This is a genomic window from Dactylosporangium sp. NPDC050688, from assembly GCF_040654515.1.
Lineage (GTDB): Bacteria > Actinomycetota > Actinomycetes > Mycobacteriales > Micromonosporaceae > Dactylosporangium.
In genome coordinates this window covers 1-12,547 of record NZ_JBFAIC010000129.1, presented here as the reverse complement: position 1 = coordinate 12,547, position 12,547 = coordinate 1, and the positions used below count along the sequence as shown (strand labels likewise).

Here is a 12,547-nt window from a genome sequence, read left to right as displayed (position 1 = left end):
TCCAGGCGTCGAGGTCGGCGGCGAGGTTCGCGGCGAGGACCCAGCCGCGGTTGACGGTCCAGGACTTCGAGGGCAGGTTGCGCAGGCCCATGGCCACGAGCGGCCTCAGCCGCCGTTGATGACGAACTGCGAGCCGGGCTCCTTGACGATGTTGCCGTCGGCGGAGTTGGTGATCGTCACGTTCGTCAGGTTGGCGTTGCCGCGGGCGCCGGCCATGGCGAGGATGCCGGCGCCGTTGTTGGACTTGTCGATGCGGACGCCTGCGATGGCGACGTTCGGCATGTTGCCGCCGCCGGTCTTGAACTGGATGCCGTCGTAGGTGGAGTCGATGATGTCGGTGTCGCGGATGGTGACGCCGACGATGTCCAGCGACGCGGGGAACAGGGTGATGGCGCCGAACTCCTGGTCCTCGTTCCAGAACACGCCGCCGCAGCGGTACAGGCCGTTGTTGGCGATGACCGTGGTGCCGCTGAAGGGCTGCGGCGAGTGGTCGGTGGCCAGCATGATGCCGGGGTAGTTCATCGTGTCGGAGACGAGGTTGTTCTCGATGCCGTTGCCGTAGCCGCCGTAGATGGCGATGCCGTTGGCGCGCCACGGCAGCTGGACGGTGTTGTTGGTGAAGTGGTTGTCGTGGGCGATGTCCACCGCCGCGTCCTTGACCCGCGGGTTGGCCCACACGGCGAGGGAGTCGTCGCCGGTGGTGCGGAACGAGGAGTTGAAGACCCGCGAGTTGTGGGTGCCGTTGGAGAAGTTGATGCCGTCGGCGAACGTGTCGCGGATGCGCATGCCGGTGAACTCGAGGCCGTCGCCCGGGTTCCAGTACGCCGGGGTGTCGCTGTAGTCGCGGCCGACCCAGGCGCCGACGTTGACGTGCTCGATCCAGACGTTGCTGATCTTCGTGTTCTTGCCGAAGCGCCCGTTGAGGCCGTGGCCGCGGTTGGCGCGGTTGGTCGTACCGCCGAAGATCGCGATGTCCGAGATCTGCGTGCTGTCGTCGATGTCGAAGCCGACGTTGCCCTCGTGCGGGTGGTTGATGTTGCCGACCACGTTCTGCGGTTCGGTGAGCGTGTACAGCTGCGAGTGCCACATGCCGGCGCCCCGGATGGTGACGTTGCGGATGCCCTTCTGGTTGTACTGGCCGCGGGTCGGGTCCGGGGACAGGATCTTCTGCTCCTGCCGCCACTGCCCGGCCGGGATCCACACGCAGCTGATGACGCCGTTCTGGTCGTCGGTGACGGCGCGCTGGATGGCGGCGCTGTCGTCGATGCCGTCGTTGGGCACGGCGCCGTACGTGGTGATCGACGTGCACCCGGCCGGCTGGTCGAGCGCCGGCGCGACCTGCTCCAGGTCGATCAGGTCGATGTAGTAGAACGCCGCGGTGTCGCCGGCGTCGCGCTGCAGCTTGAACTTGGTGCCCGCCGGGTAGGAGGTGGCCAGCAGCGCGTGCGACTCGTCGAAGAGGCGGCGGGCGTTGGCCTGCGGCGAGTTCGACAGCGACTCGGTGTCGTCGCTCGTACCGTACAGCCAGCTGTACCGCGACGACAGCGTCAGCTTCTGCACGAACACGTTGTTGGCGTAGAGGCTGAGCGTGTAGTCCGCGCCGCCGCCGGACGCGGAGTCCGGCACCGAGTTGCGCACGACGATCGAGTTCGCCGCGTTCGTCGAGGTGATCTCGACGTAGTTGCCCTGGCTGTTGAGGCGCACCGACGCGCGGCCCGAGGACTCGGTGCCGAAGTTGGTGTGCCCGAACGTGCGCAGCGGGTCGGCGGTGACCAGGGTGCCCTGGTACTGCCCGGCCTCGGCCTCGTAGGAGGTGTACGGCACGGCGGCGCCGCGGCCGACCACGATGGCCTGCGAGAAGCTGTTGTTGGCCTCGTTGGTCTCGGCGACCACGCCGGTGGCGTCGGCGGTGGCGGTGATCGTGGCGCCGCCGCTGGTGGCGGTCCAGGTGCCGCTGATCGCGACGGTGACGGTGGCGCCGGCCGCGACGGAGGCGGTGGTGCCGTTGAGCGTGGTGCCGCCGACGGTGACCCGGGTGACGCTGGAGACGCCGCTGGCGGTGGTGCCGCGGTTGTTGACGGTGACGGTGAAGCTGACGGCCGCGCCGACCGCCGGGTTCGCCGGGTTCGACGACACGCCGAGCACCTGCAGGTCCGGGCCGGGCGCCTGGGCGACGACCAGCTGCGACGAGGCGGTGAACGCGTTGTTGGACTCGTTCTGCTCGGCGACCGTGTTCGCCGGGTCGACCGTCGCGGACACCGGGTAGGTGCCCATGGCGCGGGTGCCGGCGTTGACGGTGACGGTGGTGGACGCGCCGGCGGCGAGCGCGCCGACCGCGGCCGTGCCGGCGGAGGCCCCGCCGACGTTGACGTTGACCGTGGTGGCCCCGGCGGCGGCGGTACCGGCGTTGCGCACCGTCGCCGACACCGTGATCGCGTTGGTCTCCGTCGGCGCCGCCGGTGACCACGTCAGCGCGGTGACGACGAGGTCGGGGTTGGGCGCCGGGGTGCCGATGACCTGGATCTCGGCGACCTGCCCGCCGGGGGCGCCGTTGTTGGTGAAGATCTGCAGCTGCACGTCGGCGACGCGGCCGCTGACCGGGATCGTCACGGTGTTCTGGTTGCCGGTGGGGCTGAACCCGTAGTCGGCGCGGGCCTTGAGCGAGGTGAACCCGGTGGCCGACTGCTCGCGGCCGAGGACCTGGATGGCCTGGGTGCGCGGGCCCCAGACGGGGTCGGGGTTGAGCTTGACGACGACGGAGCTGACGTCGGCGTTCGCGCCGAGCTTCACGGTGAGCACGCCGGGGAAGCCGTTGGACTCCCAGTAGGAGCCGACGTTGCCGTCGTTGGCGTTGGTGGCGACGAACGTGAAGACCGACGAGTTCGCCTCGATCGCCTTGCCCTGGGCGAGGTTCGTGCCGTTCGGCTGGGTCGTGCCGGTGCGGGTGACGTGGTTGCTCTCCGCCGAGAGGAGCTCGCCCGGGTCGCTGGCCTTCACCCAGTACTCGACGGTCGCCGTGTCCGGCTGCGTGTCGGTGTACACCAGGACGTTGCCGCCGACCGTGGCGCGCACCGCGCCGTTGGCGTAGATGGTGTACCCGGCGATGCCGGACGCCGACGTCGACGCGGTCCAGGTGAGGCGGATCTGCCCGGACGCCGGCTGGGTGTAGGCGAGGTTCCCCGGCGCGGTCGGCGGCTGGACGGTGCCGGTGGCGCCGTAGATCTCGAACTCCGACAGCTGCCCGGCGGGCCAGCCGGTGTTCGCGGTGATCGCGACGCGCACGTACCGGACGCTGGCCGCGGTGAAGTTGACGGTGACGACGTTGCCTGCGGACTGGTCGAACACCCGCCCGGCGGACGGGGACAGGTCGTTGAAGGTGCTGCCGTTGACGCTGCCCTGCACGGCGAGGGTCTGGGTGCGGGTGCCCCAGTGGGTGGGCAGCTTCAGCACGACCTGGTCGACGGCGGTGGTGGTGCCGAGGTCGACCTGGATCCACTGCGGGAAGACGTTGTTGGTGCTCTCCCAGTACGACGCGGCGTTGCCGTCGTTGACGTTGCCGGTGCCGTACTGGCCGTTGGCGCTGCTGGCCTGGATCTGCTTGCCGAGGGCGAGGTTCGGTCCACCGGCGGCCTGCGCGGCCGCGGGCATCGTGGCGGCGATGACCGCGGTCGCCAGGACCGCGGCGAACAGCCGCCACCTGGACGTTCGTTGACTCATGACGTCTGGCCTCTCATCGGGCGAGGGCGCGGCGCACCGGGCCCGCGGGGCGTGTCCCTGCGGGCATGGCGGCGAGGCGCGCCGGGGTGCGGTGCGCCCTGTCTGGGGAGTGTGGGATCGGCGGGCGGATGGGGACGGAGCAGGCGGTGGCGGTCGACTGCTACGCGGCTTGCAGAGCGGCACTCGAAATCTTGACGGTTTCTGCAGATTTCTTGCGACGCTGGGCATCCAAGATTTCAGATGCGTGCCGGTTCGTCAACACGCGGGCCGCGAATCGTTGACAGCACATTGACAACCTTGTTTATTGTTAACCGCCCTGCCTATTCGGAGCGGGCACCCCCACCCATCCCCATCAAGGACCGCCCATGCCACGACGCCCGACCACGCTCGTCCTCGCCACCGTCACCGCCGTCTTCGCCGCGACCGCCGCCCTGGTCACCGGCGTGCTCGGCGGTACCGACGCCAACGCCGCCACGGCGGGCCCCATCACCGGCCTCGCCGGCAAGTGCGTCGACGTCGCCGGGGCCAACCCGGCCAACGGCACCGCCGTGCAGCTCTACGACTGCAACGGCACCGCCGCGCAGACCTGGACCGTCGACGGCAGCCGGATCCAGGCCCTCGGCAAGTGCCTCGACGTCACCGCCGCGTCCACCGCGAACGGCGCGAAGATCCAGCTGTACGACTGCAACGGCACCGCCGCGCAGCAGTGGACCGCGGCGAACGGGGCGCTGGTGAACACCGGCTCCGGCAAGTGCCTCGACGCGACCGGCCAGAGCTCCGCCAACGGCACCCGGCTGCAGATCTGGTCGTGCACCGGCGCGGCCAACCAGGCCTGGACCCTGCCGGGCGGCACCGTGCCGCCGACGACCCCGCCTGCGGGCGGGCTCGACCCCACGGTCGCCCCCGGCGGCAACTTCGACCTGTCGATCTGGCAGCTGCAGCTGCCGGTCGGCTCGCCCGGCGCGCCGACCACGATCCCGTCCTCGCAGCTGCGCGGGGCGAACGGGTACACGAACCCGGCGTACTTCTTCACCGACAAGACCGACGGCTCGATGACGTTCTGGGCCCCCGAGAAGGGCGTCACCACCCCGAACTCGAAGTACGCGCGCTCCGAGCTGCGGGAGATGAACCGTGACGGCAGCGCCGCGGATTGGCGGCTGGCCGGCGCACACCGCATGAGCGCGACGCTGCGCGTCCCGAACGTCACGAAGAACGTGTGCGTCGGGCAGGTCCACCTCGGCACCGGCGGCCCGTCCACGAAGCCGCTGCTGGAGCTGTACTACCGGCCCAACGGCGACATCTACCTCGGCACCGAGAACTCCCCCGACGGCGGCCAGACCCTGCACCTCGTCGGCAACGTGCCCCTGGGAGTCAAGTGGTCCTACGTGATCGCCATCTCCGGCGGCAACCGGATCAACCTGACGGTGAACGGCAGCACCACCAGCTACCCGATCCCGTCGTCGTTCAACCAGTACGGCATGTACTTCAAGGCCGGCTCGTACAACCAGTCCTCGTCGGACAGCACCACCAACGGCGCGAAGGTCAAGTTCTACGCGCTGAGCGTCTCGCACAGCTGACGGCAAGCACAGGAGGGGGCCGGTCCCGAAGGACCGGCCCCTTTGTTCAGGCCGGGGTCAGGGGTAGCTGACCACGTTGGACGGGACCACGGCGGACGGCAGGGCCGCGGCGCCGGTGTCGTTGATGACGTGGGTGATCGAGCCCTTGCCCAGCGACACGGTCAGGATGTTGTGGAACTTCACGTTCGGGGTGTCGGGCACCTCGAACGAGTGGTACGCGGCGATCGTCTCGTCCGAGGTGAACACGCAGTAGCTGCCCATGCCCCAGCCCTCGTGCGTGGTGACGGTGTTGGCGACCTTGTAGGCGGCGTAGCCGACGATGCCGTCGTGGCTCCACGCGGCGGCGGACGGCGGGTCGTACGGCAGCTCGTTCTGGAAGAAGATCGTGCGGCCGCCGTTGCCGTTCCACACCACGTTGTACTTGTTGAAGTGCTCGACGAACAGGCCGTACGCGAGCACGTTCTGGCCGTTGACGATCAGGCCGTTGTCGGACGGGTTGCTGGTCCAGCCGGCGCCGTCGCCGTGGTCGGCACGCCACGCCCAGATGTGGTCGATGATCGTGTTGTTGTTGTTCACGATCATGGCCGCGCTGGCCCTGGCCGCGCCCGCGCCGCCGACGCGCAGGAACACGTCGGAGATCAGGTTCGGGGCGGCGGCGTGGTTGCCGGTGGCGCCGGCCGGGCCGACCTGCAGCAGCGCCGGGGAGTTCGTCGGGCCCGCGTCGAAGAGCAGGCTGGCGATCTTGACCCCGTCGACGTCGCCGATGGCCATCGGCAGGGCGCCGTTGTCCGCGACGATCGTGGCGTAGCCGAGGCCGAGGACCACGGTGCCGGCGCGGTTGATGTTGACGGTGCTGTTGAGGTGGTACACGCCGGGGGTGAAGAGCAGATTCAGGCCCTGCGCGACGGCGGCGTTGAGGGTCGCGGCCGTGACGCCCGGCTTGGCGACGTAGAACTGGCTGATCGACAGCGAGGTGCCCGGGGTCTGGCCGTTGATCCAGGTGGCGCCGCTGCTGTTGGTGCGCAGCGACGGCACGAACACCCGGTAGGCGCCGGACGCGTCGGTGTACAGGTACGGCTTCTCCTGCGTGATCGGGCTCGTCGGCAGGGTCGTGTACGGCGGGTTCGGGAAGCTGTTCGCCGGGGCGCCCTGCACGCCGGAGAACACCATGTTCCAGACCGAGCCGTTCCAGCTGCCGATGGTGCTGTCGCGGGTGAACCACTGCTGCTGCGAGCAGGGGTTGATGTTGCCGGTGACCCGCGAGTCGGCGATGTAGCCGCCGGAGGCCCAGCCGCAGTTCGGCGACGCGAGGGTCATGCCGCCGTGCACGTCCATGCGGCGGAACGGGGCGGCCTGCGCGACGGCCCAGCGGTCCACGCCGGAGACCGGGTAGATGGACAGGTTCTCCGCCGAGCGCCAGAAGTTCTGCGTGGCGTTGCCCTGGAACCAGCCGGCGTCGACGGTGAGGTCACCGTTGATCCGCACGTCCTGCGGGTTCTGGCCGAGGCCGTTGACCGAGGTGTAGAACCCGATCTGGGCGTTGAGGCCGTTGTACGTGCCGGGCTTGAACAGGAACTGCACGCGGCCCGGGCCGAACTGCGCGGTCTCCTGGGCGGCGAACACCTGGTCGAGCCTGGCCTGGATGGTCGCGGTGGACTGCGACGGGTCGAACACGATGACGTTCGGGCCGAGGTCGCCGCCGCCCTGGATCGGGCCGGTGGAGGTCGACGGGGTCGGCGACGCGGACGGCGAGGCCGACGGGGTGGTCGGGTTGGACGTCGGGCCGGTGCCGGTGCGGACGATGAACTCCCAGACCGAGTAGCCGTAGCCGGTGCCGCGGGCGGTGCCGTACAGCCGCACGTACCGGCCGGAGCCGGTCACGTCGAGGGTCTGGATGCCGCCGGTACCGCCGGTCACGGTCCTGATCGTGGTGAAGGTCGTGCCGTCGTTGGACGTCTGGATCTGGAAGTCCTTGCCGTACGCGGCCTCCCAGTTGATCGTGACCTGGCAGATCGTCTGGGTCGAGCCGAGGTCGACGCGCAGCCACTGCGGGTCGCTGAACTGGCTGGACCAGCGCGTGCCGAGGTTGCCGTCGACGGCGTAGGCGGCGCCGTTCGCGCCCTCGTTCTCCGCCGTGGAGGCGGTGGCGGGCCTGCCCTGGGCGGCGTTGGCGGTGGTGCTGCAGCTGCCGGTGCTGCCGCCGAAGGAGCCGTAGACCTGGAACTCCCACAGCGAGTAGCCGTAGCCGGTGCCGCGGGCGGTGCCGTACATCCGCACGTACCGGCCGGAGCCGGTCACGTCGTAGGTCTGCTCGCCGCCGGTCGCCCCGGTCACCGACTTGATGTCGGTCCAGGTGTTGCCGTCCGGGGAGGTCTGCAGCTTGAACGCCGTCGCGTACGCGGCCTCCCAGTACAGCTTGATCTGCGAGATCGTCGCGGTCTGGCCCAGGTCGACGCGCAGCCACTGCGGGTCCGCGGCCGCCGACGACCAGCGGGTGCCGGTCGTGTTGCCGTCGAACGCGGCCGAGGCGGGCGTGCCACCGTTCTCGTCCGACGAGGACAGCGCGGTCTTGCCTTGCGAGAGGAGGGTGTCGGCCGCTGCGGCCGTCAGGGTCGTGGTCACCGCGTACGTCGCCACCATCAGGATGGCGGCGAACGACGCGATGAGCAGATTCCGGCGGCGGCGGCGCGCCGGTCGTGCGGCGGTCAGCATCAATTGCTCCCGGTTTCAGGGCGGGCGGCAGCCGGCAGCGCCACCGTGGGGTCACGGCGGTGCGGTGTCCGGCCATCCGGGGTGTGTGACCCCGGGACCGTGATCGGGCGGCCCTGGGGTCGGGGGTGGGAGAGCGCTCTCCAAGCACGAGCGTTGCCCGATCGGGCGGCCATGTCAAGAGGTCAGCGGTCCCGGAACGTTTCGGGTCTGCGCTTCTTCTTCGAGGCGTACGACCAGCGCAGGGGCCTGACGTGCGGGAACACCCTCATCGGCACCGACGATCATCGGAGAGCGCTCTCCATGTCTTTTCAGTTGACCTTGGACACTTCGACCGGTCCCGACCGGCGTACGTGTCCAAGGTCAACTCGTGGGCCTGGCCACGAGTCAGTGCTCGAACGCGCCCGTCGCGGTGAGAGCGCCCGCGGCGGTGACGGCCGGGCCCGACCCGAGGGCGAAGCCGAGGTCGCGCAGCCGGGCCGCCTGGGCCGGCTCGCGCACGCCGCTGATCACGGTCTCGACGCCGGTCGTGGCGACCAGGCGGACGACGGCGTCGACGAGGGCGGCGCGGCGCGGGTCGGCGCCGTCCGGCGGGAAGAGCGCCGCGTCGAGCACGAGGCGGGTGAACGGCAGCGCGGCGAGCAGGTCGAGGCGGGCGTGGGCGGTGCCGGTGTGGTCCAGGGCCAGGCCGACGCCGAGGGCGCGCAGCTCCTGCAGCGCGGCACGGACGGTGGTGTCCTCGGCCGCGAGGGCGGCGGGCACGGCGAGGGTCAGGTGGTGCGGCGCGACCCCGGCCGCGGCGAGGACGCCGGCGACGTCGTGCGGGAACCCCGGCGCGAGCAGCGCCGAGCGGCCCACCTCGACGGTGAACGCGCGCCCCGGCGGGGTCGTCCGGCACGCCTCGGCGAGGCACCAGCGCACCAGCGGCACCGACAGGTCGGCGACGTCGACGGACGGCCACCGGGCGCGCAGGCACCGGTCGACCTCGGCGCCGTCGCCGAGGCGGGCGATCGGCTCGCCGGTCAGCGCGACCCGGCCGGCGCCGATCGCGGCGCGCAGCTCGTCGGCCCGCTGCGCCGGGGTGGCGAGCAGCCCCGCCAGGTCCGGCGCGTACCGGGCGTACCGGCCCTTGCCGCGCTGCTTGGCGGCGTACATGGCGATGTCGGCGTGGCGCAGGAGCGACTGCGGGTCGTCGTCGGCGAGCCGCGCCGCCACGCCGACGCTCGCGGTGACGGTGAGCAGGTGCCCGTGGGTCGCGACCGGCGCGGCGAGCTCGGCGAGGATCCGTTCGGCGACCGCACCCGCGGCGTGGTCGCCGGCGCCGGGCAGCAGCACCGCGAACTCGTCGCCACCGAGCCGGGCCACGAGGTCGCCGGGGCGCACCGCGCTCCGCAGCCGGCGCCCGACCTCGACGAGCAGGCCGTCGCCGACGTGGTGGCCGAGGGTGTCGTTGACGCCCTTGAAGTCGTCGAGGTCGACGAGGATCGCCGCGCCGTGGAACGCCTCGTCGAGGGTGTCGTTGAACAGCGCCCGGTTGGGCAGGCCGGTGAGCGCGTCGTGGGTCGCCTGCTCGTGCAGCAGCCGCTGGTGCTCGCGGACGGTGCCGAGCAGCGCGTCGTTGTCGCGGAACGCGAGCAGCTGGCGCAGCACCACGGCGGCGGTCGCGGCGACCACGCCGGCGAGGACCGGCCCGTCTGCCCGGTCGGTGACGTGCAGCGCGAAGACGGCGGCGACCGCGAAGTAGGGCAGGATGCTGTACGGGCGGCGCCGCTTCGGCGTGACCCGCACCCGCCGGGCCGGGCGCAGCTGCACGACCCCGGCGAGGGCGACCAGCGCGCCCTCGAGGGTGGTGACGATGTCGGAGATGCCGGCGAGGCGCGGGTTCTGCAGCACCGGTATCAGCGCGGAGCCGATCGCGCCGAGCAGCACGACGCCGGCCAGGGACTGCAGCGCGAGCATGTCCACGGCGTCGGTGCCGACGAGGATCAGCTTGACCACGGCGAGGACCGCGAGCAGGCACAGCAGGCTCAGCACGAGCAGGCCGAGCGCCCGGGGCAGGTCGGCGCGGGCGCCGGAGATCGGCTCGAGCACGAACTTCCACAGGAACGTCGCGGAGCACACGAGCACCGTCGCAGCGTCCAGGCCGAGCCGCAGCCAGTCGCCGCGGCTGCGGCTGCGGGTCGGCAGCCGCAGCAGCCCCCACAGCACCAGCAGCAGCGCGACGCTGAGCAGCAGCACGGCGCCGGTGAGGACGGGGCCGGACTTGCGCCCGCCGAGGCTCGCCTCGGTGAGCGGTTTCGTGGCCGGCGCGATGAGCAGCGCCGCCACCCCCATCAGCCGCCAGAAGCGGCGCCCCGCCCGGGCCAGCCGGTCCAGCCTGGAGGCCTGGAACAGGAACCCGGAGGCGACCGCGAGCGACAGCGCGCCGGGCAGCCAGCCGAGGACCGTGAGCCCGTCGAGCCCGGCGCCGCGGGCGACCGCCCAGCCGACCGCGAGGGCGAACAGGGGTGCGTACAGCAGCAACAGCCGGCGGACGCCGGCGGCCAGCGCGCCGTGGTGCCGCTCCGGCTCGTCCAACGCCTGACCTCACCGCCTCGTCGTGTGCCGGTGGTTTTCCCGGCCTACGTCTTGTTCGGCCGAAGTGGTGCCGAGCTGAGCGGTATCGCGTGCGGACAGGGTAGCGCTCCGTCACAGTTTCCGTCGATGTTCCGGCCGCCGATGTGTCCGCGGGCCGCCCGGCGCCGCGCGGCATCGATGGACGTGCGCCGTACGGATTGACCGGCGTGATGGTCACGGCGACACTGGCTGGACCAGGTGACAACGATGTCACCAACCGGCCGCCACCGGGGAGTGTGTCCATGAACCATCGCGTCCCGCGTCCTCACCGGCTCCTGCTCGCCACCGCCGCACTCGTGCTGGCCGCGGCGGGCGTGGGAGCCCCGTCCTCCGCCGCCGTCCCTGTCTCTGCCGTCCCTGTCTCTGCCGTCCCTGTCTCTGCCGGCTCTGTCTCTGCCGCTCATGGTGGCGGCGCCGTCTCTGGGGGCGGCGCCGTCTCTGGGGGCGGCGCCGTCTCTGGGGGCGGCGCCGTCTCTGGGGGCGGCGCCGTCTCTGGGGGCGGCGCCGTCTCTGGCGGCGGCGCCTCGATGGCCCTGCCCGCCGACGACCCCGCCCGCGGGCTGCTCTACGGCGGGTTCAAGGCCGGCACCGGCCGCTGCGCCGGCCTTCTCGAGGTCAAGGCGGTGCCCGGCGCCTGCACCCACGGCCCCGACGCCCCGTTCGCCGGGCTCGACGTGTCGAAGTCCGTGCCGCCCCTGACGGGGCTCGCGGTCAACCCGCTCAGCGTCGTCTGCGACGGCGACGGGGTGAGCGGCAACCGCGTCCAGGTCCTGTACGTGCACGGCTCCGGCAACGCCGACCGGTACAACCAGTACCTCGCCTCGATCCGTACCTGGTCCTCGGCCGTCGACGACATCTACAGCGCCTCGGCCGCGCAGACCGGCGGGACCCGGCACATCCGGTTCGTCACCGACAGCGGTTGCCAGATCGCCGTGTCGAACGTGGCGATCGCCAACAGCGCCCTGAGCGACTTCGGCAACTCCGTCAACGCGATCAAGGCGCTCGGGTACAACCGTACCGACCGCAAGTACCTCATGTACGTCGACGCGACCGCGCTGTGCGGCGTCGCGTACGTGTCGCTGGACAGCCAGCCGGGGCAGAACAACGCCAACAACTCCGGCGCGTCCTACAGCCGGGTCGACTCGGGCTGCTGGTCGGCGGGGCCGGCCGCGCACGAGCTCACCCACGCCATGGGCGCGGTCATGAACAACTCGCCCAACCACACCAACTACGGCCACTGCACCGACGACTACGACATCATGTGCTACAACGACGGCCCCGGCACCGTGGTCCGGATCGTCTGCGGCGACCAGGCCCAGGACAACCGCCTGGACTGCAACAAGGACGACTACTTCCACACGAACCCGCCGGCCGGGTCGTACCTCGCGACCCACTGGAACACGGCCAACAACCGCTTCCTCATCGCCGGCGGCGGGGGCGGCGGCACCGGCGGCCCGCTGACGCTGACCGGCCTCGGCAAGTGCGTCGACGTCAACGCCGGCGCCACCGCCAACGGCACCAAGGTGCAGATCTGGTCGTGCAACGGCACGGCCGCGCAACGGTGGACGCTGCCGGGCGACGGCACCGTCCGGGCGCTCGGCAAGTGCCTCGACGTCAACGCCGGCGGCACCGCGAACGGCACCAAACTCCAGCTGTGGGACTGCAACGGCACGGGTGCGCAGCAGTGGACGTACGTCACCGGCAGCCAGGCGCTGCGCAACCCGCAGTCGGGACGCTGCCTGGACGACCCGAACAGCAGCACGACCGACGGCACCCAGCTGCAGATCTGGGACTGCAACGACACCAACGCGCAACGGGTGACCCTGCCGTAGCCAGGCGCGGGGCCGCGGCGGCTCGCCGTCGCGGCCCCGGCGCGGGTGCGCGGGCCTGCGGGTGCGCGGGCCTGCGGGTGCGCGGGCCTGCGGGTG

At 71.5% G+C, this 12,547-nt stretch carries 5 protein-coding genes; 2 read left to right on the top strand and 3 right to left on the bottom strand.

Annotation, left to right across the window (positions count from 1 at the left end; translation table 11 throughout):
* Positions 1 to 105 precede the first annotated feature (105 nt).
* A complete protein-coding gene (locus tag AB0H83_RS50490) occupies positions 106 to 3,717 on the bottom strand; it encodes a CARDB domain-containing protein (RefSeq protein ID WP_360110756.1) in 3,612 nt (1,203 codons plus the stop codon).
* A 365-nt stretch (positions 3,718 to 4,082) separates the two neighbouring features.
* On the opposite strand from AB0H83_RS50490, the gene AB0H83_RS50485 reads away from it, so the two are divergent.
* A complete protein-coding gene (locus tag AB0H83_RS50485) occupies positions 4,083 to 5,294 on the top strand; it encodes a polysaccharide lyase family 7 protein (protein WP_360110753.1) in 1,212 nt (403 codons plus the stop codon).
* 57 nt (positions 5,295 to 5,351) lie between these two features.
* On the opposite strand, the gene AB0H83_RS50480 is transcribed toward AB0H83_RS50485, so the two are convergent.
* Together AB0H83_RS50480 and AB0H83_RS50475 are read right to left on the bottom strand one after the other, a co-directional pair.
* On the bottom strand, positions 5,352 to 8,006 hold the full coding sequence (locus tag AB0H83_RS50480; protein ID WP_360110750.1) for a discoidin domain-containing protein: 2,655 nt from the start codon (positions 8,004 to 8,006) through the stop codon (positions 5,352 to 5,354).
* A gap of 384 nt (positions 8,007 to 8,390) precedes the next feature.
* Positions 8,391 to 10,580, bottom strand: coding sequence for a diguanylate cyclase (locus tag AB0H83_RS50475; protein WP_360110747.1), 2,190 nt, complete (start codon positions 10,578 to 10,580; stop codon positions 8,391 to 8,393).
* 566 nt (positions 10,581 to 11,146) lie between these two features.
* Here AB0H83_RS50475 and AB0H83_RS50470 point away from each other — a divergent pair.
* Positions 11,147 to 12,451 carry an RICIN domain-containing protein gene (locus AB0H83_RS50470; protein ID WP_360110744.1) on the top strand — a complete coding sequence of 435 codons (1,305 nt, stop codon included), beginning with the start codon at positions 11,147 to 11,149 and terminating at the stop codon, positions 12,449 to 12,451.
* The last annotated feature ends 96 nt before the right edge of the window (positions 12,452 to 12,547 follow it).

What these genes read in the sequence shown, in the direction of transcription:
- AB0H83_RS50490 (WP_360110756.1), bottom strand. Translation starts at nt 3,717, where the DNA reads ATGAGTCAACGAACGTCCAGGTGGCGGCTGTTCGCCGCGGTCCTGGCG.
- AB0H83_RS50480 (WP_360110750.1), bottom strand. Translation starts at nt 8,006, where the DNA reads ATGCTGACCGCCGCACGACCGGCGCGCCGCCGCCGCCGGAATCTGCTC.
- AB0H83_RS50485 (WP_360110753.1), top strand. Translation starts at nt 4,083, where the DNA reads ATGCCACGACGCCCGACCACGCTCGTCCTCGCCACCGTCACCGCCGTC.
- AB0H83_RS50470 (WP_360110744.1), top strand. Translation starts at nt 11,147, where the DNA reads ATGGCCCTGCCCGCCGACGACCCCGCCCGCGGGCTGCTCTACGGCGGG.